Origin of the sequence: Moorena producens PAL-8-15-08-1 (assembly GCF_001767235.1) — a bacterium.
Taxonomy (GTDB): domain Bacteria; phylum Cyanobacteriota; class Cyanobacteriia; order Cyanobacteriales; family Coleofasciculaceae; genus Moorena; species Moorena producens_A.
In genome coordinates, this window is record NZ_CP017599.1 from 9,625,215 (window position 1) to 9,646,588 (window position 21,374).

Below are 21,374 nucleotides of genomic sequence, written 5' to 3' on the forward strand. Positions count from 1 at the left end.
CTATGCTTTAAGCAAGACAAGGTAAACTAGCAGTCGAGGGCTTAGCTTAAGATGACTAGCCCCCTGTGATACAATAGGTGTGATCAAGTGGTTTTGATTGAGCAGGTGTAGCGATACTCCATCTGATCCAACTAAGGCTGATCCAACTAAGGGACTAAGCAACGGGCAGGTAGAAAACGCCCGTTACCAGTCCAGATTGCCGGTAGCTAACCCCCCGTTAGAGGTAAAGCCGGTTAGAGATAAAAATTGATAGGTTTGTATCTGGTTGCTCTATTAGGGTAATCGCTGACCATGGCCTGGTTTAATCAGGCTTAATAAAGCGTTTACCCGATAGGGCTTTCCTATCCTAAAGTCCATTGCGACTTTATGTGTTTGTTCAGACTGTTTGTTCAGACTGTTTGTTGAGACCTCTTCGGGGTAGTCAGCTAGTTTTCCCCAAAGCCACTAGGGATTTCAGCAGCAGCAACCCGGAGGAATGGCCGACTCATCGCTTACCGTCTCTTCCACCCAACTACCAATCTGTGCATCTGTGAGGTCGGTGGGCTTAGCAGGCAGATTGATTTCATAGATCATTGCCCCGCCATCAGCGGTTTTGAGGGCTGGAGCGCCAGTAGAGCCCTGATTCACCACCACGTTCACGAAATCTTCTACCACTAGTCCGGCTTCCCGAAGAATTTCCCGAGGAGCACTGACAAAGCGCTTACGGAATTCTTCGTCGATCCAGGCTTTGGCGACAAGTTGGGAAACAGTGGTTTCTAGGGTTTTCCAATTCTCGGTCAATTTCATGTTGATTATCCGGTACAAATTATCCTGTACAAACTGAGTTTTTCGTTGGAGTTTTTTGAGGTTTTTATCAACCGGTTTGATCAACTCCAAGAATACACAGTAGTTTTAACAAACCCTAAAAATTAGTCCACCGTACTAATGGGGTAAGTAAATTTACAGATATCTAGGAAAGACAGCTAGGGATTTTGCCACGGATATCATGGCTGACACTAGACAAATCAAACCTACCGAAACCATAGTGAAATCTTTATTATGCCTAGGCAAGGTGCCCGTGTCACTACACCAAGTAAGGGAGATTAGGAGTAACTGAGCCTTAGGGTGAGATGTCAGTTATTTTACTTAGGTTAATGAGTATATAACTATACTTTTTAAGTATATAAACTTAATTAATAATTTCTTAATAATTTTACTCAGTCTCTATATATTGATAAAATTTAAAATTGATAAAAAATTAATTCTTTTTTGTTAGTTTTCGTAAATATTTGTGATAATTAGTTGACGGAATGTGTTTCCAATGATCAGCTCAGCCTGTCAAAAAAAAGTAATAGTTTAAAAACTATTTGTCAATTCCCCCATGGGGAATATTGCCAATTACCCGAGGGGGAATACCCCTCTATAAGGGAACAGGAAATAGGGAATGGGAAAACGGGAATAGAGAAGAGAGAATAGGGATGCCCTGCATGAACAGGACTTACGCGGTGAAGTTTATTTCGCCCCCCTAGCCCCCCAATTCTGGGGGGTAATGATGTCAAAGTCCCCCAAGCGAGCAATCCCTCGCTTGGGGGACCAACGGGGGCAAATGCGTAAGTCCTAATGAAGACAGGGAATCAACCTCAAAAGACCTCTTGCAAAAATATTTTGAGTTATACTATAAAGTTTTGGGAAAATTAGATCTATTGTGTACTAGGCTTATATACAAAGAGAGTACAAAGCAAATTGGTTAGTCTTAAGCGTAGACTAAATCAAAAATTACTAAATTTTAAATAATACCACGAAATACTTTTGCAAGAGGTCTAAGAGGTTGTCTGAGAAGTCTCATTTGCTACATCCAAGCCCCCGTTGGTCCCCATCTGTAAAAAAGCGAAGCATCCGCTAATTCCCCCCAGAATTGGGGGGTTAGGGGGGCGGGAGACTTTTAGAAGCAAATTGACTCTTGTTCCCCCCAAAGTTGGGGGGCTAGGGGGGCAAAATTCAGTATAAAAAAACTTGGGAGATATCCTCTAAAGAAGACTGTACCTCATAAGTGGAATAAACGCTATAGCGTTTGTATTTGAGTTGTGAACATAGTATTTATGCTAAAAGGCAGCTTCGGAGGTGGGAGCAGGTAGCAGTAGTAAAAAGCTTGGAGGATTTTTTGATGTTATTAAAAATTAGCAAGATTGTTCATAACCTATTTAAAAAAGCTAGATAGCGGTTTATAGCCTAATCAGGTACACAGGATTTTTTCCCTGTTCCCTCTTTTCCCCTCCTGGAAGCAGGGCTGTTTAATTCTTGCCAAAAATAGATCGGGAGATCGGGAGATCGGGAGATCGGGAGATCGGGAGATCGGGAGATCGGGAGATCGGGAGATGGGGAGATGGGGATAATTTTCGACGAATATTTAGGATTTTGGCAAAATTTATCGAACCATCCTTGAAGGCAGTTAACCAATTGTTAGTCATTGTCTTGATGCAGCGCATCCCTTGTCGAAAATTCTCCTGATCTTGCCATTTCCCCACACTTCCCTATCTTTCCCTACTCCCTAAAACACCCTGATCAGGTACCTCACCCAATTGAGAACTGCTATAAACCAAGTGATTAACTGGAGGTGATCTGACTGTTACCTGAGTAGGCTTTGCGGGAACTCTAGAGATGTAATCCCTAAAATAGGCTTTAGGAAACTATGCTGTATCGAAGGTCTCAATCCCTGCTTCGGTGTTGCATTTGGATGTAAAACGTTGGGTTTAACCGAGATCTTGCACCATTGTGATTAATCCTACGGTGGGCAGTGCCTACCAATGCCCTTTGCAAGCTTGTGAATCTTTCTGATGCACTGCCCACCCTACTGAACTACTACATGAACTTAACTTTGCAAGCTTGTGAATCTTTCGGGTGCATCTCATTTTTGCTGTTTGACCCGGTGGTGCGTTACGGGGCGGGCTGTGTCTTGATGCAGTCGCTCATGGGGGAAACCCCCAAGACCGCGCTGCATCGCTGCCAACCCTGGCTACGAGGCGGAAAATGAGAACCCCCCCCTAACGCACCCTACGAAAAATTTTCAAATATGAGATGCACCCAATCTTTCTGGTGCACTGCCAACCCTACAGAACTTGAGCCAAATCAGAAGCGCCATCACTTAGGTGCGCTTGACCTATTAAGAATTAAATTCGCCACGGGTCGCACCTCAAGATTAAACAAAATCAAACAAAATTAAATCAATATAGCTATCACATATAGCTATCACAATTACTATATCTAAACACTTCAAGGGGGCGATGATGTTAAGTTTACCAAAATCTCAAATTAAAGTTCTAGAAGAACTAGAAGCTGGTGTTAGTACAGTTGTTTATCGCGGCTATCACCAGCAACAGCGAAGACCAGTTATTGTTAAAGTTATTAAATCGGACTATCCCTCCCTTGAAGAGATTAGCAACTTACGACAAGAATATACAATCTCCCAAGCTATTGATTGTGAAGGCATTGTCAAATGCTACGGTCTGGAAAACTATAATAATGGGTTGGCGTTGATATTAGAAGATTTTGGGGGTCAATCCCTGAAGCAGTTTATCAACTCTCACTCCATTAATCTAAAGGAGTTTCTGAGGATCGCTATTTCTCTAGTAGAAACCTTGGATGAGCTGCACAAGGTCCCGATTATTCATAAAGATATTAACCCCTCTAATATCATCATCAATCCGGAAACAGGACAAGTTAAAATTACTGACTTGGGCATTGCCTCCCGCCTGTCTCTAGAGAATCCCACCACTAGGAATCCTAATTGGCTCCAAGGCACTCTTGCCTATATTTCACCGGAGCAAACCGGGAGGATGAACCGCTCCATTGACTACCGCAGCGACTTCTATTCCTTAGGTGCCACCTTCTACGAAATGCTAACGGATCGGGTACCCTTTATCACCAGCGATCCCATGGAATTGATTCACCATCATCTGGCTCAATATCCTATCCCTCCTCATCAGCTTAATCCAGAAATTAGTGAAGTAGTTTCATTGATTGTGATGAAACTCCTCAGCAAAAATGCTGAAGACCGATACCAAAGTGCTGCTGGACTAAAGGTTGACCTAGAAAGCTGTCTATACCAGCTACAAACCACTGGAAAAATTGAAACCTTCACTCCGGGAAGCTATGACATCGGCAGCCGACTGCTAATTCCTCAAAAACTCTATGGTCGCGAAGGGGAAGTAGCCACCCTGATGGAGGCCTTTGAACGAGTCAGTGTTGGAGCCACTGAGTTGATGCTGGTATCCGGTTACTCAGGGATTGGTAAAACCTCAGTAGTCAATGAAGTTCATAAACCAATTGTCAAAGCCCGAGGGTATTTTATTGGTGGTAAATTTGACCAGTTTAAGCGCAATAGTCCTTACGCTGCTCTGCTGGACGCATTTCGGGGATTAATTCGGCAACTGTTGACAGAACCCGCTCAAACAGTAGGGATTTGGAAACAGAATTTATTACATGCTCTCGGTGCCAATGGCAAGGTCATTATTGATGTCATTCCGGAAGTAGAACTGATTATCGGTCAACAGCCTGAAGTGCCGCAACTCGGACCATCGGAATCCCAAAACCGATTTTTACGGGTGTTTCAACAATTCATCGGTGTCTTTGCCCAACCCCAACATCCCCTGGTGCTCTTCCTTGATGATTTACAGTGGGCAGATTTAGCCTCATTAACGTTGCTCCAGACCTTAATGACGAACTGCGATCGCAACTATTTATTAATCATAGGAGCGTATCGAGATAACGAAGTCAGTCCGACTCATCCCTTGATTCAAACCATTGATAAAATTCAAGAAACTGACTCGGTCATAGATCAGATCACGATTGAGCCGTTACAGAAACAATACGTTCAGCAATTAGTAGCTGATACTCTCAATGACACCCAAGGAGAAAACCAGACCAAACCCCTAGCAGAGCTTTTATTTCATAAAACCCAAGGTAATCCCTTCTTCTTGACCCAACTGCTCAAAACCCTGTACTCAGAAAACTTGCTGAGTTATGACGTCACCAGTGGCAGCTGGCAGTGGAATATTGATCAAATTCAAGCCATTGGCATCACCGATTATAATGTGGTGGAACTGATTGCCAGAAGTATTGGCAAGCTACAAGAAACCACCCAGCAGGTTTTAAAATTGGCAGCTTGTCTGGGCAATCAGTTTAACTTAGAGATGCTAGCCATTGTCAATGAAGACTCAACGATTATCACTGCTGCTCAGCTCTGGGAGGCACTACAGATCGGTTTGATTCTGCCGTTGAGTGATAGTTACAAAATTCCTCTGCTATTTGAACAAGAAGAATCCGCAGATTTTGGGCTTAGTGATGTCAAGGTTAACTACAAATTTTTACATGACCGGGTGCAGCAAGCCGCCTACTCTCTGATTCCCGAATCCCACCAACAAGCAACCCACCTAAAAATTGGCAAATTGTTGCTGAACCATACCACTCCAGAGGCACGGGAAGAGAATATCTTTGCTTTAGTTAACCAACTCAATTTTGGCACGGACTTACTCACCGCTCAGTCAGAAAAAGATGAGCTAGCTCAGCTCAATCTGACTGCGGGTCAGAAAGCCAAGGCCGCAGCAGCTTATGCCAGCGCTCTCAAGTATCTGAATGTAGGTCTAGGACTCCTCGCAGCGGATACCTGGGCTGACAACTATGACTTCAGCTTCGCTTTCTATCTAGAAGTGGTGGAAGCGGAATACCTCAACAGCAATTTTGAGCAATCAAACCTCTTGGCTGGAGTGGCTCTGGAACAAGCCAAAACCCAATTAGATCAAGTCAAGGTCTATGAACTAAAAATCCACGCTTATATTGCTCAAAACCAAATGCAAGTCGCCCTGGATACGGGGCTACAGGTTCTGGACATGCTCGGGATTCAACTGGAGCAATACCCTCCCAAAGACCTGATTACTGAGGATTTGGCTGACCTACCAACAATGACTGACCTCACTAAACTAGCGGCCATGGGGATATTACACTCTGTAGGAAATGCTGCTTTTATTGGTAATCCGGCATTTTATCCACTGCTGATATTTACACAAATCCGTCTATGTATCAACCATGGCAATTCACCTCTGTCCACGAACACCTATATTGATTACGCCATAATCCTGTGTGGATTTATGGGAGATATCGATGGTGGCTATAAATTTGGTCAACTGTCTTTGATACTGTTAGAGCAATTCGATACTAAGGAGTTCAAATCAATAGTATTAGATGTTTTTAACGGTCATATCAGACACTGGAAAGAGCATCTCAAGGAAACCCTAGACCCATTACTAGAGGCGTTTAACAGCGGTCTTGAAATCGGAGAAATAACCTATTCCGGTTATGCTGCCCTCAACTACTGTACCAACCTATTTTTTGTGGGAGATGATCTCGACCTTGCTGCTCAGAAGTATAGGCAGTATCTGGAGTGGCTGCAAAAAATGAAGCTATACTATCATGTTATTTATGCTAAAATCGGCAAACAATTAACCTTAAATTTACTCAGTAAATCTGACGATCCCTGTCAGTTAATTGGGGAAGACTTTAATGAATTAGAAATGCTTCCCATTTTAATAGAACAGAATAATGGAACGTCTCTGTTTTATCTATATCTTGCCAAATCCATTCTGTTTTATTGGTTTAAACAACCCGAGCAAGCTATTGCTCAGGCCAGGGCAGCAGAGCAATACGCACAATCTGTCCCTGGCTTGATTCTTGTTGCTGAGCACAATTTCTACTATTCTCTAGGGCTTTTGGCTCACTATCCCCATGTCGAGCCACAGCAGCAAGGTGAATACCTGACCCAAGTCGCAGCTAATCAGGAAACCATGAAAACCTGGGCATACCATGCTCCATCAAACTTCAAACATAAGTACGAGCTAGTGGAGGCAGAGAAAGCACGAGTTTTAGGGCAGCACTGGCAAGCCATGGAAATTTATGACCAAGGGATTGAAGGAGCAGCAGAGCAGCACTATATCCAGGAAGAAGCACTGGCCAATGAACTAGCTGCAGAGTTTTATCTATCTTGTGGCAAATCAAAGATCGCCCAGGCTTACTTGACTGATGCCTACTATGGATACAGTCGCTGGGGAGCTGTGGCAAAAGTGAGAGACTTAGAATCAAGATACCCCCAACTCCTTAGCAAAATTACTGCCCAACCAACAACGGAAGTTCCACTAGATTCCATAACCAACTCAACGATAACACTAAGTTTAAACGCCCTGGATTTCTCTGACGTGATCAAGGCATCTCAAGCCATTTCAGAAGAAATCGTTTTGGATAATTTACTGGACAAGTTGATGCAGCTTCTCCTAACTAATGCTGGGGCAAAAAAGGGGTTTATCATTTTGCCAAAAGAAAATAAACTGATGATAGAGGCAGCCGGTTCAGTGGTTAATAATGGCGTAACAGTAAGGCAGTCAATTCCAGTAACCATTACTCAGCACTTGCCCAGAACGGTAATTAATTATGTCGCTATCACTAAAGAACACTTGATTTTAAATAATCTGGTTAATAACTCTAATTTTGCTGAGGATATATACATCAAAAAGCATCAGCCAAAGTCAGCTGTGTGTTTGCCACTTCTGCGGAAAGACAATCTGATTGGTATGGTGTATTTAGAAAATAATATAATTTCTGGTAATTTTACCAATGAACACGTAGAAGTGTTAAGCCTTCTGTGTAATCAAGCCGCAATTTCTTTGGAAAATGCCACGCTTTACCAGACTTTGCATGACGTTCAAGTTAGGGAGCGACTTGAAAAACAGATTCGCAAATCTCTGGAAAGAGAAAAGGAACTCACTGAACTCAAATCTCGATTTATCTCTATGACTTCCCACGAGTTCCGCACCCCCCTAACTAGTATTATGGGGGTTACTGAAATTTTCAAATATTACAGCCAAAATTGGAATGAGGAGAAAAAACAAAACTATCTAGATCGGATTCAAGCTAATGTCAAACATATGCTCCACATGTTGGATGACGTGTTGCTAGTCAATAAAGCCAATGCCGGAAAACTAAAATTCAACCCTGCACCATTGAATTTATTTGACTTCTGCCGTGACTTAGTCGAAGAGATAGAACTAGGTCTTAACACCAAACAAACCATTGTTTTTGTTATTCAAGGTGAATGCCCAGAGGCTGATTTCGATGAACAAATTATCAGACATATCTTGAGAAATTTGCTATCAAATGCTACTAAATATTCCCCTAATGAGAGCACCATAAACTTTGACTTGATTTGTCAGCAAGAAGAGGTTACCTTTAAGATTAAAGACCAGGGTATTGGTATTCCAGAAGAAGACCAAAAGCAACTGTTTGAGTCATTTCATCGATGCAATAATGTGGGCAATATTCCAGGAACTGGACTCGGACTTGCAATTGTCAAACAGTCTGTGGAAGTACACGGTGGTGAAATTACGGTAAATAGCCAAGTCGGTATTGGCACAACGTTTACTGTCACAATTCCACTGTACTCCCCTGCTGCAGCACCAGAGCAAGTACAAAGACCGAGAGCTGTTTGCCAGTTGGCAGTTGGCAATTGATCCTAATAGGAATTATGATTATGCCTAGAAGAAAGGATTAGTTTAACTTGGTTTTGAAAAGCGTTTCTAAATGTTAAGGTTTGAAGGAGGAACTGATATATGTCGCAGATTTTAGTTATTGAAGATGAGGAAGATATCCGTACCATTGTTGTGGAGATACTTCGGGCTGAAAATTTCGATGTTATTGAAGCAGAAAATGGTGAAATCGGTGTGGAATTGGCAAATAATGAAAGTCCTGATTTGATTATTTGCGATATTAAAATGCCGAAACTGGATGGTTACGGTGTCATGATTCAGTTACAAGAAATTCCATCCACCCAGACAATTCCCTTAATTTTTCTTACGGCTAAATCTATGAAATCTGATCTGCGTATGGGGATGGAACTGGGCGCAGATGATTATCTGACCAAGCCATTTACTAGAGATGAATTATTAGGAGCAATCACAACCCGCTTAGCCAAGCAGATGGCTGTTGAGCAAGAATCTCAAAAACAGGTCGATGAATTGCGCGATAACATCACTCATGCACTACCTCATGAGTTGCGTACTCCTCTCAATGGCATTTTGAATCTTGCCCAATTCCTGATAGAGGACTATGATACCATAGAGCGGGGTGAAGCTATGGAAATGCTTCAGGAAATCCGTGTCTCTGGAGAACGTTTATATCGGCTCACCCATAATTTTTTACTCTATGCAGAACTAACGCGCATCGAGCAACAACCTAAGCAAGCCAGGAAGCTGCTTGATTATGGAGACCAAAGTTTTACTAGAACAATTATCCAAGACCTTGCTATCCAAAAATGTCTGAAGGTAAACCGGAAAGACGATTTGCACTTAGAACTGCAAGAAGTAGTTGTCAAGATTTCCCAATCAAAATTTACTAAAATTGTTGAAGAAATCATTGATAATGCCTTGAAGTTTTCCGACCTTGGTAAGCCGATTAAGATTCAGAGTTATTTCCAGGATAATAAGTTAAATATTTTGGTGATCGATCAGGGACGAGGCATGACACCAACTCAAATTGCTAAACTCGGAGCCTATATGCAATTTGATCGTAAACTCTACGAGCAACAAGGCTCTGGATTAGGCTTGATCATTGCCAAACTGTTGACTGAATTACACGGTGGGGAATTAAACATAACCAGTTCCCCAGGAATACAAACAATTGTCCATGTTATACTTCCAGGAAAATTATCAATTTAAGGATTAATTGTTGATTGTTGATTACTAAAGTTTAATTATTAAACTTGAATTTTTCAGGGTTCATCTATAATATCAAGTATGCTGTAAGCATACAGCGGTTTGCAATTCAATTAGGTACAAATTTCTGGGTTTTGAGGGAGCAGGGACTTCGGAGCAGGGAGCAGGTAAGTCGGAAGTGCCAAAACAATCCTGTGTACCTGATAGTTATGCAATCCGCCGTATGCGCGTAGCGCATTAGCTGCATGCTTACGTCTTTGTTTGTTTGCTCAAAAGTCCGTTGTCATTTGTTATTGGTGTTAAGAGTCCATAGCCTCAACACCTGTCGAAGACTCTTGTGTTATACAATATCAATGCGCTTCGGACTTGATATCATGCCAAACTTTCTTTAGGTGCGCTCTTACGTGGCGAATTAAATTCGCCACGGGTCGCACCTGTCGCCATTGATTTTTCCGAGATCACCCCAGTAGTGATTGCCCAAGCCGAGTCTTGAATCCTTAATCGTTGATCATAAAATTCATGCATCCAGTTGATTACATCATTGTTACTATTTACCTGATTTGCATAGTCGTTTTTGGGGTTATTCTTCAACGGAAAGCATCTGAGGGTATAGAATCCTACTTTTTGGGAAATCGTAATCTGCCCTGGTGGGTTTTGGGGGCTTCTGGAATGGCGTCCAATACTGACTTGGCTGGCACGATGGTGATCAGCGCTTTAATTTATGCTCTGGGAACGAAGGGATTTTTCATCGAAATCCGGGGTGGCGTTGTCTTAATTATGGCTATTTTTATGATATTCATGGGCAAGTGGAACCGACGGGCAAAGGTGATGACTTTGGCGGAATGGATGCACTTGCGCTTCGGCTCAGGAAGGGAAGGCAATACGGCTCGGATCATAAGTGCTGTTGCTAATATTATCTTTGCTATTGGCTCAATGAGTTACTTTTCGGTTGGGGGGGGCAAATTCCTGGGGGAATTTCTGGGTATTGATGACCGCTATGCTTCGATATTTTTGATTTTGCTCGCCCTGGTATACACGGTTGTTAGCGGTTTTTACGGGGTGGTATGGACGGATGTATTTCAAGGTATTTTGATTTTTATTGCGATTATCTATATTTGTGCGATCGCATTCTCTACGGCAACTATCCCGGATACTTTCTCGGTCTCGATTCCTGGGGCTGAGCAATTGCAAACCTGGAATTTCACGGAGTGGAGCAGCATCTCGCCCCCAATGGCAGTTGAGCTACCGGGAGACTATGCCATATTCAACTTGTTCGGTGGCGTGATTTTATTCTATCTGTTCAAAGAAATTATGGTAGGCTTTGGCGGCGGGGGTGGCTATATGATCCAACGCTATTTTGCCGCTAAAAGCGATCGCGAAGCTGGGTTACTGTCGCTATTTTGGATAATCTTGCTTTCTTTTCGTTGGCCCTTGGTTACAGCCTTTGCAGTATTGGGTATCCATTACGGAACCACTAAAGCAGTAATTGCTGACCCTGAACTTATCTTACCAACGGTGATCGCAGAATATGTGCCAGTGGGGATAAAAGGGTTGCTGATCGCTTGTTTTATTGCAGCAGCTATGTCTACCTTTGACTCAATCATCAATGCTAGTGCTGCTTACTGGGTTAAGGATATTTATCAAGCTTATATCAATCCCCAAGCCTCTAGCCAACAACTAATTGTTCAAAGCCGCTGGGCATCAACTCTAATTGTAGTGGTGGGATTGCTATTTAGTTTCAATATCACCAATATCAATGACATTTGGGGATGGCTAACCCTGGGACTAGGTGCTGGACTGTCTATTCCTCTGGTGTTGAGATGGTACTGGTGGCGCTTTAATGGATATGGATTTGCCCTTGGGACGGTGGCGGGGATGGTAGCGGCTATTTTAACTAAGGCAATAGTACTACCCAATTTAAATTACGCCCAATTTCAGGAATATGCGCTGTTTCTCATTCCCAGCATTTGCTCATTACTAGGATGTATTCTAGGGACATTTTTAACTGAGCCAACTGACCGGGAGGTAATGGATAATTTCTATCGAGTCACTCGACCGTTTGGATTTTGGGGAGTAATCCGTCAAAACCTCCCAGCTAATAGTCAGGCAAAAATCAGGAACGAAAATCGGCGGGATATTCTATCTACATTGATCGGAATTCCTTGGCAGATAGTTTTGTTTTTAATGGGAATCATGTTGATGATGAAACGTTGGGATAATTTTGGTATCCTATTGTTTTTATTTATTATCCTATCTATTTGTTTGTACTTTAATTGGTTTAGACACCTATCAAAAGAGGTGAGAGTAGAGTGAAGTTTTAAAGTATAGCAAAGGGAATCGGGAATCGGGAATCGGGAATCGGGAATCGGGAATCGGGAATCGGGAGAAGAGTGTGGGGAGAGGGGGTAGTGTGGGGAGAGAGGGAGGAGAGGGAAGAATTAGTTTGAGATTAATTTAGTATTTTTAAATACTTTTTTTCTCATTGTCTTGATGTAAGTTTTCATCTGACTCCCCATCTCTCCATCTCCTCATCTCCCCATTTCCCCATCTCCCCATCTCCCCATTTCCCCATCTCCCCATCTCCCCATCTCCCCATCTCCCCATCTCCCCATCTCCCCACACCTCCCACACTTCCCTCTCTTTCCCGACTCCCGACTCCCGACTCCCGACTCCCAACTCTGGACTCCCGACTCCAGAAACCACCGGAGATGATATCAGAGGACAAAGAAAAGTCCAAAACCCAAAATAATTGCTCCAACTGCAACAGTCAATGACCAGAAACGGTGGTAGCTGTTGACAGTGGTGTTATTGCTTTCCAACTGGATTAAGTCTAGCCAAGGGGCAATTCCTCTGCGGAACCAGCCAACTACATTGACTTGGGAGCCAATTAAGTTCTGCACCTTAGTCCCACCAAAAAGGAAGTTACCGATTGGACCAAAGCGAGAAGCATAGCGGGTATAAATCATCCCACTGCGGTCTTGAAGCTTGAGATCGGAACCAAATTTATAGCCAGCATCGCCGCGACCAATTAACTCACCTTGGAGTTTGACTGGACGACCACGCAAAGGACTGGCGTAGGGGTCACACATTAAGGTGAAGATATCCGATCGAGACGATTGCTTGAAATCTGGGTACATCACCAGGGTCTTAATCAAGGTTCCCACAGCAAAGCCAAAGAGCATAAAGCTTGGCAATACTGTTACTTGAGCAGTCCAACTCAAGACGATAGAAGCAATCATTAAACCAGTAATACTACCAATGAATTGAGCATTGAACAATACAATATCCACGGCAAAATTACCATAGAGCTTTTTCTTACTGAGCTGATTGCCTTCTCGGACTACAGTAGCCATATCAAATTCAGTCTCTAAGTCCATTTGCTCAGCATAAGTAGTTAAAGCGCGGACTCGTTTACCGGTTAGGGGATGAGTAGAATTCAACTCCATCCACCAACCCCAGGGGTTAAAGATATCCCAGAGAAAGACTTGCCCGACTTTCTGGGAGTCTGAGGCGATACGATAAGCGGTACCGGTAGAAGCAGCAGCTTTATGGTCGTAAATGCCGAGGCTGCGGGTTCCTTCAATCAATTTACTGGGTTCTTTTGCTCCTTGCCCTTCTTCGACGATACCGTAGGCAATCTTCACCAAAGCTCGTGATAGAGCATTTGGGTTACCGGTAGTTTCAGCAGCAAAGTGATCAGCATAGTATTCTCGGGTTCGGGATAGGTACAGCACCAAGTAAGTGCCGATAATGTAAAACACATAAGCTACCATTGCTGCTGTTTGAGCAGCATCTTTGCCTTTACTGTTACCACCGCCGCGACTGATCCGTCTGGCGAAAGAATAGATCAGGTAGGTGATTTGTACTAAAGTCGCCGCTAAGGTCATTACGGCAAAGTCCCAGTGGACAATATGCCCCAATTCATGAGCATAAACTGTGGCGATTTCATCATCATCAAGGTAAGTAAATAAACCCTGACTAACGACTAAACGAGCGCTGTTTGGTAGGGAACCATAGGTAAACGCGGTGGGATTTTGGTCATCAATAATACCCAATCGAGGTTGTTTGATATTTTTTTCTTGACAAACCCGCTCAATCACTTCTGCGCTTTCAGGACTATAGCGCTGGATATCTGCTAGGGTTACCCAACGGGTTTGGTAAAGCCACCGTTGGGTTAAGTCCATGATCCAGGGAGAGATGAAAAAGGCAGCAACATTAAAAATTAGGGTTATGGCAACTGCGATGATTAACCCAGTAACAGGATTGTTACTATTAAGGATTAGCAGCAAACTCAGAGCTAATACTAATACCATCCCAAATAGTAAAGAGATGGTAACACCAGAGGCAAGGGCAAGATTACCGGCAATGCCTTTCATGGCTAACCTTATACCAGTTTGCGCCACTCTTCCGGCTTTGTGACGGGATTTTGACACGGTTTTCGCTGTTGTTTTTGTTGGGGTTGTTTTTGTTGACTTTGAGGTGAGGGTGGTCAGACATTTTTTTGCCCAATTGCTGACCTGGGAATTTGGGTGATTTTCTAACTTCCGACAGAGGGCGATCGCTTTTTTGTTCTCACCATTACCGCTATAGGCTTTCACCAGAGCGGCTTGGGCTTGACTATACTCTTGAGAATGGTGATCGGAAAGCTCACCTAAAGAATTTTGGCAATACTGGCAATAGTCTTCTAGCCATTGCACCGCCTCTGCATAACGTTTTTGTTTGAGAGCATTTAATCCATTTTCTAGTGACATCGGCGTCTTATGATCATCTCCTAGTTCACTCGGGTCCTACACTTATATGAACTGTCCTATAAACTGTCATTAAAAGTAGTCTGGCTTTTTTTGGGCTTATATAAACTATTCCCATCTAAGGAGAGAATTTCCTGATTTAGAGTGATTTCGGAAATATAAATTTACTAGAGTTCAGGGAAAATGTGACGATAATAAATAGCGATCGCATTTCCCTATAACAGCAGTAACCTCTAGTAAGTAATCAGGGGTAGTTAATTAAGTTATGAAACTGTTTTACATAACTTAATAATTTAATAACTCTACTTGTAGGGTCAACGGTCTCGACCCACTTACCATCAGCGGGTTTAGAGTCCAATTTTGCGTAAGTCCTGAGAATCTTGCTCAGGTCTGCTGCTGTTGCAAATTGCGGTAGTGCCTCAAGGAAGTGTGGGAGTGGTAAGATAACTTTGATATACAAATGCTCCCTATACTATGGAATGTCCTCTGTGTGGTCATCACAAGACCCATAAACAGGTCAAAACAAGCATTGGACATCAACGGTATTACTGTCGAGTTTGCCGAGAGACTACCTGTACCTTTGATACTCTTTACTATCGCGCCACAGATTGAACCGGGAAAAATCTCCACGCTTCTAAAAGCTCACGCAGCAAGGTTGTAGTTTAAGTAGCGAGGGGGTTTGGGGACTTATCGCTCCCCCAGACCCCCTCCCTAGTTAAGTCAATTTGTTGCAATAACAGTTTACATTACGTTACATTAAGTTACATAACACGTCAAAATAAAAAACAATCCTATGGTCAAAACTACTGACAAACCCTCTTATTCCAATATTTTTGATGTTCCAAGGCGGTGGAAGCTATCCAGAGCCTATCCATTGATCAGCAACTGGGACTTTTGTGGGTCCTTTACCAAAATATGAGAGGTTTAGTGACTCCACTGGCTCCCGGTGCAACTGTTCAATTAAAAATTGAACGGGAGATTAAAACCGAGATAATTACTACTTAGCAATTAGTTGATCGACAAATAATAGATATAGCGTTTTTATGACTCATGAGGTACACATTATTTTTTCCCTCTTCCCTCTTATCTCTTACCTCTTCCCTCTTCCCTCTTCCCTCTTAGCTGCTCCCTGCTCCGAAGTCCCTGCTCCCTAAAAACCAGAAATTTGTACCTCACAAGTCGTATAATTGCTATAAGTGTATTTCCCTAGATACATTGTACTCAAATCAGCATAAGTTAATGAAGATATCTAACTTAGACAACCAAAGTATTGATCGCATTGTTGAAATGGCTTGGGAGGATAGAACACCATTTGAGGCAATTGAGGTTCAGTTTGGTCTCCAAGAGAAACACGTAATTCAATTAATGCGACGTTCCATGACTACTTCAAGCTTCAAGATGTGGCGTAAGAGAGTCACTGCACGTAACACCAAACATCTCCGAAAAAGAGATTTTACCGCAGGTCGCTTCAAGTCAAATAACCAAAAGAATTAAGTTAACAACACTATACGGATTTCACTACCTAAATTACCGTATTAAGTCCTAGCAAATTATTTTTCAAAGAATTAAACTAATTTATAAATGCATCAATATATTGTTATACAACAAATGGTAAGTCAGCCATGAAATATTCCGAGCAACTATCTCTAGAACAAGAATTCAATTTAAGAATATTTGCCGATCAAGTGCTGACTCTCTCCCTAGAGCAAGCCCAGGATTTATCTATTGAGCTTTATCGACAAATGATGCTCAAGGACAATATGTACGAAGACTTGTTAAAAGATTATTGGAATATGAGCGAAATCCCTTTGTATTTTTAAAATTTAAAATTCGAGTGCTGTTCGAGGCAAAACTCCTGTTTCAAGTAAGAGTAAAGAAGTGATGTCCCAATTAGTTTCTTATGCACTCGGAACATTTATTGCTTTATTTACCATTACCAATCCAGTGGGAGCAGTACCCATCTTTTACAGCTTGACAGCTAATGCCAGTAAGCATCAAAGATTGGGACAGGCTAAGAAAGTAGCCCTTAATGCCAGCTCAATCATTGCCTTTTTCTTTGTAACTGGTCAAGCAATTCTCGACTTTTGGGGAATTTCTCTGGGGGTATTGCAAATTGCTGGCGGCTTGTTAATAGCTCGTACTGCTTGGACATTTGGTGAGACTAATCAATATCAAACTGTTACCAACACTCCAGAGCCAAATCAAGCAAAAGATATCGCTTTAATCCCATTGTGATAATTTTTGTTCCTTTTTCCCTACTCCCTGTTTCCTGTTCCCTGTTCCCTTTGGTATACAAGAATCAGGGTTAATTTGAACAAAGATTAGCAGCTAATCCTCCAGAAGTTGAAAACCAAGTTTACTAATCAATTAATTTAAATTAGTCACATTTTGAGATATTACCATGGAACTACATCAGATTGAAACTAATCTCAATAGCCCTAATCCTCAAAATCGGATGAAAGCTATTACCGAATTAAGGCACTATGAACCTGGTTTGGTTGTGCCCCTACTCAAGGGAAGGATGTATGACCAAGAATTTCTAATTCGTTCCTTTGTTGCTATGGGTTTGGGGTATAAGCAAACAGAGGAAGCCTTTGGGTTATTACTGGATTTAATCGAACATGATAAAGATTATAATGTCAGAGCTGAAGCAGCTAATTCTTTAGCTAAATATGGTAAGCGGGCAATTTCCCATCTCGTATACCTATTCCAACAAGACTCTAATTGGTTGGTAAGGCAAAGTATTCTTGCTGCAATAGAAGTAACTGAACACCCGGAAATATTTTTAAAGCTCTGTATTTCGGGACTTAAAGGGAACGATATCACAGTTCAGGAATCAGCGATCGCTAATTTAGGGCAATTAGCAAAAACACGTCAAGCATCTTCAGCTTTAGAGGTTCTTCTTGAAGCAGCTAACTCCTCTAAAGATGCAATTCGTGCCCAAGTAGCCATAACCTTGAGACATTTTGATGACCCAAGAGCCCAAAATGCTCTCATGAAGCTGCGACAAGATTCTGATTATCGAGTTGTCGGTGCAACTTTAGAGGGACTTCTCTAGATTTCTTCACGGGGTAACAAGCCAATTGAAAGTCATACAGGGGTTAGGTTTTAGGGGTTAGGGGTTAGGGAACATTCCCTACACCTTTCACCCCACACCCAGTAAGGGTTTTAAGGCTGTTTGTCACCCCGTCAGGTCTCGACGCTACAGCATCATAGTGTTTAGAGTCGAGTTTTGGGTAAGTCCTGAGAATCTTGCTCAGGTCTGCTTCTGTTGCAAATTGCCATGAATGGCTAGCCAAATGCAGGGTGGCTCAGCACTGGTATATTCAACTCGATGCTTTTGATGAGCTTTAATAAATAGATAATCCCCTGCTTTGAGCTTGACACTGGAACCGTCAAGGTAGGCAAGGGTTGCTTGCCCTTGTAACAGGATTACCCATTCATCTTGGTCTTGGTCATACCACTCTCCGGTTGGTGTAGTTTGTCCAGTGGAGATGATGCGCTCGATTAATAGGCTCTCGGTAGATATCAACGGTTCAAACAGTTCTTCGGTAGGAAGTTCAGGAGGTAAGTTGAAAATGTTAGCTATCTCTTCAGTGTTCATACATCACCTTATGAATCAAGTTCAATGGAGACAACCACCTGTCCGTGATCAGATTGCCAAGTCTCAATTTTCTCGTCACTCAAGGTTTCGTCGATTAGATGATCATTGAAAAGGGAGACATACCCAACTCTGCCAATACGTTTGGGATTTTGAACCACGAATTCCTGACTGACCAGGATGTGATCTAGGCTCTCGTGGTGGCCATTATGGATGTGGGTGTAGTAGAAGTCACCATAGTTTTGTCGAGCTTGAATGTCTTTGACGTAATACAACAACACATCCCAGATCATCTGCTTTTGCTGAAACCAGAGTTTTCTCAAAGGGGGCTCTCCAGAAACAATTTGAGAAGTTATAGCCACACCACTATCATTGACATCACCCATCACTATTACCGGATGATCCCTGTGCTGTAGCTTATCCATCAAAATTACCCGCAAAGCTGTTGCTTCAGCTGCTCGGAGGATTAGAGATCTCGCTTGTCCTTTGGCTTGTTCAATTGGGTCGTTACGGTCTACTCCATCGGGGATGATCGGACGCTTGGACTTGAGGTGAATTACAAAAACTGTACAATCAATCGTGTCACTCAGCTTGAGATGTGCTTCTAACACTGGTCGAGAAAAACGCTTGAGTGGGATGTCTGTTCCCTGGATATCCAGGCATGCCGTAGTGGGAAAATCTTTGATGACGTTGTATTCAAGCACTGGAAACCTGGAGGTCAGGGCAACAACTGGACTTTTACCCGTAGGGTTTGCGAACACAGTGGTGGCATTGTCATAAACTTGACTCTGAGCCAGTGCTTGTTGGAGAGCTTCTTGATGAAATACCTCTTGAAAGCCAACAATGTCAGCTTTCATCTTCTTCAGTTGTTCACCAATCCAGGTGGTCTTAAGAGTGTACTCTGTTTGGGTATATATCTTTTTTCTATAGTATAGGACATCTGGTAGCACTAAGTTGCATAGGTTAAAGGTTCCAACTTTGAAACGGTTTCGATGCATGATTCTTATTTCTGTTGAGAGCTATTCCTCCAGCTTGGCATTTCCCCATCTAAAGATGCGGGGATTCTCTGTTCTTGGAGTTGCTCTAACCTCGCAGGCTTAGGCGATTTGTAACAAGTTCAACCAAGGGCTTAAATCATGTCAGGATAATTACCCTGTCTTGATGCAGTCGCTCATGGGGGAAACCACGGCAGTCGCTCATGGTTAGAAGTTACCGTAAGACAGTTGAGCCTTAATCAATAAGTTTTACCCCTTTTGTGCATAGCCGACCAACCATAAAGGCTCAACGTAATCAGGTTTCGTCTCCGGGGGGACCCCCAAGACCGCGCTGCCTTCCCAAGACCGCGCTGCATCGCTTAATCAAAATTTCCCCCATCTCCTGATCTCCCGATCTCCCCATCTCCCGATCTCCCCATCTCCCCACACCTCCGTTCTTTGTTACAAATATGAGATGCACCCGTTGGACAAGCTTAAATCCTATAACCAACACTCTTCAAGGCGAGAGAATAAATTAACCCTCATCCTCCAAATCGATAATACTCCCAAATTCATGCCATCACGACCAACCAGAGTTGGTAGGTGACCCACTGGAGCCCAGATTACGGAAAATGTCAGGTCTTCATAATTTTTCCATCGTCTTCTGAGGTGCAATCCTTTCCGCTCTCGCCATCCCACACGATGACCAAATTGTTGATAAAGCTGAGTTTGATAGGCTAATAGGTTAGGGAAATAATTACTGCGGGAAATACTGTTGGGGTTGTAATAGGAACTTAAAACATAAACGCTTCGGTTGAATTCTAGTTTATCAACGTTATTATCGTCACTATCAAGTTTTCCCCCAAGCTTCTCCCAAATTTCTTTTTGCAAACTGAAGCCGAATTGCCCACTGCTATACTTTAGCCAAAGCCGCTCAATGGTGTGTAGATCGGTGCAGGGAAAATTCTTGATTGACTCAGGGTCGATATTGTTGTCTTCTTCTCGATCAACTGCTTTGACCATGAGAGCAAACGTTTCCTGATCGGCTTCTTTCCATTTACCGGCTCTTAGTAAATTTCGCAAGTTAGAGTAGTCTATGCCTTGATCAGAAATGAGTTGGTCAGGTTGGTGTAGGTCAACAGTTATCCCCAACTCTTTGTGTTTTTGATTTAATGTATATTGAACAATGTCAGGAATCTTACCATACCGTTCATAGTTTTCCACAATTTTGCGATACTTGGCTTCGATTTTGCGATACTCACTATCGGGATCATCCTTGGGGTATTGATTCATTAAAATAGTCAGTAAAATATCCAACCCTTTATTATCGAGAAACAGAGCTGGCTCGATCTCGGGCTTAATAGTCTGGACTTTTTCGGTGGCATAGTTATGTAATTCACGAACATAGATTAAGCCAGCCCCATCTCGGTCTGCTGCACCAGTTTCAATACCTTCCACTAAGTACTGGGTGTAAAGGGAACAATCAGCTGGTTCCTGTTTACAAGAGGTTTGTGTCGTTGTGGAGGAGGTGAGAACCGCTCGCCCTGGAGCACTGAGTTCTTCCTTGAGATTGACACTCACAGGTTCTGTTAGCCAACCGTCAGCTGAAGCACTATAGTAATCACACTCAAGAATTACTATTTGTTGCTGAGCATCACTACGACTCAATTGCTGGTGTAACAAAGAAGCGGGTAATGCAGTACCTTCAAGGTTATCTTTAGTCGTGATGCTAGTTGTTAAATACAGTTTACCATCCTGATTAATAATTCCTTGGCCAGAGAAAAAAACTAGGGCTAAGTCATTGACACCACATTGGTCAAATACGTTTTTAATTGCTTCTTTTAGGGTTTCTAAATTGGGATTTATCAGCAACTCTACCCGAGTAAAATCCCCTAGGGTTTTCTCTTGCAAAACTCGCTGCATTGCTGCCACATCATGGGAGGCAGCTTGATGGGTAGTTAAACCTTCGGCATACTGATCAACCCCGATCAGCAGTGCTACTTTCTTAGCCATTTACTTTTTCACTAATGCCATCTCTTATCTTCTTATAGCATTTATAGCAATTCTACGACTTGTGAGGTACAAATTTCTGGGTTTTAGGGAGCAGGGAGCAGGGAGCAGGGACTTCATAAGAATAAAGAAAAAAGAGGGAAGAGAAAAAAAATAATGTTTACCTCATAGCTACGATAAACGCTATATAAAATAGCTGAGGTACACAAGTTTTTAATTTTCGGGAATAGGGAATCGGGAATAGGGAATCGGGAAAAAATCTTGTGTACCTCATCAAGAGGAGAACTGGTATATAGCAATCCGTGTAGGA

17 protein-coding genes and 1 pseudogene are annotated in these 21,374 nt (G+C 42.6%); 11 read left to right on the forward strand and 7 right to left on the reverse strand.

Going from position 1 to position 21,374, the window contains the following annotated elements; genetic code table 11:
• Nucleotides 1–453: 453 nt before the first annotated feature.
• A complete protein-coding gene (locus BJP34_RS35410) occupies nt 454–876 on the reverse strand; it encodes a hypothetical protein (protein ID WP_070396382.1) in 423 nt (140 codons plus the stop codon).
• A 1,401-nt stretch (nt 877–2,277) separates the two neighbouring features.
• Between BJP34_RS35410 and BJP34_RS48220 the strand changes: the two genes are divergently transcribed.
• The 4 genes from BJP34_RS48220 to BJP34_RS35420 all read left to right on the forward strand — a co-directional run bounded on the left by BJP34_RS48220 (nt 2,278) and on the right by BJP34_RS35420 (nt 9,734).
• The gene (locus BJP34_RS48220) at nt 2,278–2,487 is read left to right on the forward strand and encodes a hypothetical protein (RefSeq protein ID WP_229424184.1); all 210 of its coding nucleotides are present in this window, start codon (nt 2,278–2,280) and stop codon (nt 2,485–2,487) included.
• Nucleotides 2,488–2,800: 313 nt separating this feature from the next.
• On the forward strand, nt 2,801–3,010 hold the full coding sequence (locus BJP34_RS41885) for a hypothetical protein (protein ID WP_149031361.1): 210 nt from the start codon (nt 2,801–2,803) through the stop codon (nt 3,008–3,010).
• A gap of 250 nt (nt 3,011–3,260) precedes the next feature.
• Complete coding sequence (locus tag BJP34_RS35415; RefSeq protein WP_229424185.1) at nt 3,261–8,531, forward strand: ATP-binding sensor histidine kinase; 5,271 nt, start codon at nt 3,261–3,263, stop codon at nt 8,529–8,531.
• 99 nt (nt 8,532–8,630) lie between these two features.
• Nucleotides 8,631–9,734 (forward strand): hybrid sensor histidine kinase/response regulator, encoded by a 1,104-nt coding sequence (locus tag BJP34_RS35420; protein ID WP_070396383.1) that lies wholly within the window; start codon nt 8,631–8,633, stop codon nt 9,732–9,734.
• A gap of 106 nt (nt 9,735–9,840) precedes the next feature.
• Here BJP34_RS35420 and BJP34_RS49905 read toward each other — a convergent pair whose 3' ends face one another.
• Complete coding sequence (locus tag BJP34_RS49905; RefSeq protein ID WP_267876455.1) at nt 9,841–9,969, reverse strand: hypothetical protein; 129 nt, start codon at nt 9,967–9,969, stop codon at nt 9,841–9,843.
• A gap of 281 nt (nt 9,970–10,250) precedes the next feature.
• On the opposite strand from BJP34_RS49905, the gene BJP34_RS35425 reads away from it, so the two are divergent.
• Nucleotides 10,251–12,044 carry a sodium:solute symporter family transporter gene (locus tag BJP34_RS35425; protein WP_070396384.1) on the forward strand — a complete coding sequence of 598 codons (1,794 nt, stop codon included), beginning with the start codon at nt 10,251–10,253 and terminating at the stop codon, nt 12,042–12,044.
• A 150-nt stretch (nt 12,045–12,194) separates the two neighbouring features.
• Here BJP34_RS35425 and BJP34_RS45305 read toward each other — a convergent pair whose 3' ends face one another.
• Nucleotides 12,195–12,434 (reverse strand): hypothetical protein, encoded by a 240-nt coding sequence (locus BJP34_RS45305; RefSeq protein WP_158517659.1) that lies wholly within the window; start codon nt 12,432–12,434, stop codon nt 12,195–12,197.
• An 11-nt stretch (nt 12,435–12,445) separates the two neighbouring features.
• Nucleotides 12,446–14,482 carry a zinc metalloprotease HtpX gene (locus BJP34_RS35435; protein ID WP_070396386.1) on the reverse strand — a complete coding sequence of 679 codons (2,037 nt, stop codon included), beginning with the start codon at nt 14,480–14,482 and terminating at the stop codon, nt 12,446–12,448.
• A 471-nt stretch (nt 14,483–14,953) separates the two neighbouring features.
• Here BJP34_RS35435 and BJP34_RS45310 point away from each other — a divergent pair.
• From BJP34_RS45310 to BJP34_RS35460, 6 genes and pseudogenes are all read left to right on the forward strand, one after another.
• Nucleotides 14,954–15,125, forward strand: a pseudogene (locus BJP34_RS45310) (transposase-like zinc-binding domain-containing protein); the annotation flags it as partial.
• Between the two features lie 203 nt (nt 15,126–15,328).
• Nucleotides 15,329–15,484: an orange carotenoid protein N-terminal domain-containing protein gene (locus BJP34_RS41895; protein ID WP_149031362.1), complete on the forward strand. Its 156-nt coding sequence runs from the start codon at nt 15,329–15,331 to the stop codon at nt 15,482–15,484.
• Nucleotides 15,485–15,718: 234 nt separating this feature from the next.
• Nucleotides 15,719–15,973 carry a TIGR03643 family protein gene (locus BJP34_RS35445; protein WP_070396388.1) on the forward strand — a complete coding sequence of 85 codons (255 nt, stop codon included), beginning with the start codon at nt 15,719–15,721 and terminating at the stop codon, nt 15,971–15,973.
• Between the two features lie 128 nt (nt 15,974–16,101).
• On the forward strand, nt 16,102–16,299 hold the full coding sequence (locus tag BJP34_RS35450; RefSeq protein ID WP_070396389.1) for an NblA/ycf18 family protein: 198 nt from the start codon (nt 16,102–16,104) through the stop codon (nt 16,297–16,299).
• A gap of 61 nt (nt 16,300–16,360) precedes the next feature.
• Complete coding sequence (locus BJP34_RS35455; protein WP_070396390.1) at nt 16,361–16,714, forward strand: MarC family protein; 354 nt, start codon at nt 16,361–16,363, stop codon at nt 16,712–16,714.
• A gap of 166 nt (nt 16,715–16,880) precedes the next feature.
• Nucleotides 16,881–17,537 carry a HEAT repeat domain-containing protein gene (locus BJP34_RS35460; RefSeq protein WP_070396391.1) on the forward strand — a complete coding sequence of 219 codons (657 nt, stop codon included), beginning with the start codon at nt 16,881–16,883 and terminating at the stop codon, nt 17,535–17,537.
• 198 nt (nt 17,538–17,735) lie between these two features.
• Here the strand turns inward: BJP34_RS35460 and BJP34_RS35465 are convergent, their stop codons facing one another.
• The 3 genes from BJP34_RS35465 to BJP34_RS35480 form a co-directional block, all read right to left on the reverse strand.
• Entirely contained in the window at nt 17,736–18,083 is a 348-nt protein-coding gene (locus BJP34_RS35465) for a cupin domain-containing protein (protein WP_083305516.1), read from the reverse strand.
• A gap of 8 nt (nt 18,084–18,091) precedes the next feature.
• Nucleotides 18,092–19,078, reverse strand: coding sequence for an endonuclease/exonuclease/phosphatase family protein (locus tag BJP34_RS35470; RefSeq protein WP_070396392.1), 987 nt, complete (start codon nt 19,076–19,078; stop codon nt 18,092–18,094).
• 477 nt (nt 19,079–19,555) lie between these two features.
• Nucleotides 19,556–21,067: a GUN4 domain-containing protein gene (locus BJP34_RS35480; RefSeq protein WP_070396394.1), complete on the reverse strand. Its 1,512-nt coding sequence runs from the start codon at nt 21,065–21,067 to the stop codon at nt 19,556–19,558.
• Nucleotides 21,068–21,374 lie beyond the last annotated feature (307 nt).

What these genes read in the sequence shown, in the direction of transcription:
- BJP34_RS35415 (WP_229424185.1), top strand. Translation starts at nt 3,261, where the DNA reads ATGATGTTAAGTTTACCAAAATCTCAAATTAAAGTTCTAGAAGAACTA.
- BJP34_RS35420 (WP_070396383.1), top strand. Translation starts at nt 8,631, where the DNA reads ATGTCGCAGATTTTAGTTATTGAAGATGAGGAAGATATCCGTACCATT.
- BJP34_RS49905 (WP_267876455.1), bottom strand. Translation starts at nt 9,969, where the DNA reads ATGCGCTACGCGCATACGGCGGATTGCATAACTATCAGGTACACAGGA.
- BJP34_RS35425 (WP_070396384.1), top strand. Translation starts at nt 10,251, where the DNA reads ATGCATCCAGTTGATTACATCATTGTTACTATTTACCTGATTTGCATA.
- BJP34_RS35435 (WP_070396386.1), bottom strand. Translation starts at nt 14,482, where the DNA reads ATGTCACTAGAAAATGGATTAAATGCTCTCAAACAAAAACGTTATGCA.
- BJP34_RS35445 (WP_070396388.1), top strand. Translation starts at nt 15,719, where the DNA reads ATGAAGATATCTAACTTAGACAACCAAAGTATTGATCGCATTGTTGAA.
- BJP34_RS35450 (WP_070396389.1), top strand. Translation starts at nt 16,102, where the DNA reads ATGAAATATTCCGAGCAACTATCTCTAGAACAAGAATTCAATTTAAGA.
- BJP34_RS35455 (WP_070396390.1), top strand. Translation starts at nt 16,361, where the DNA reads ATGTCCCAATTAGTTTCTTATGCACTCGGAACATTTATTGCTTTATTT.
- BJP34_RS35460 (WP_070396391.1), top strand. Translation starts at nt 16,881, where the DNA reads ATGGAACTACATCAGATTGAAACTAATCTCAATAGCCCTAATCCTCAA.
- BJP34_RS35465 (WP_083305516.1), bottom strand. Translation starts at nt 18,083, where the DNA reads ATGAACACTGAAGAGATAGCTAACATTTTCAACTTACCTCCTGAACTT.
- BJP34_RS35470 (WP_070396392.1), bottom strand. Translation starts at nt 19,078, where the DNA reads ATGCATCGAAACCGTTTCAAAGTTGGAACCTTTAACCTATGCAACTTA.
- BJP34_RS35480 (WP_070396394.1), bottom strand. Translation starts at nt 21,067, where the DNA reads ATGGCTAAGAAAGTAGCACTGCTGATCGGGGTTGATCAGTATGCCGAA.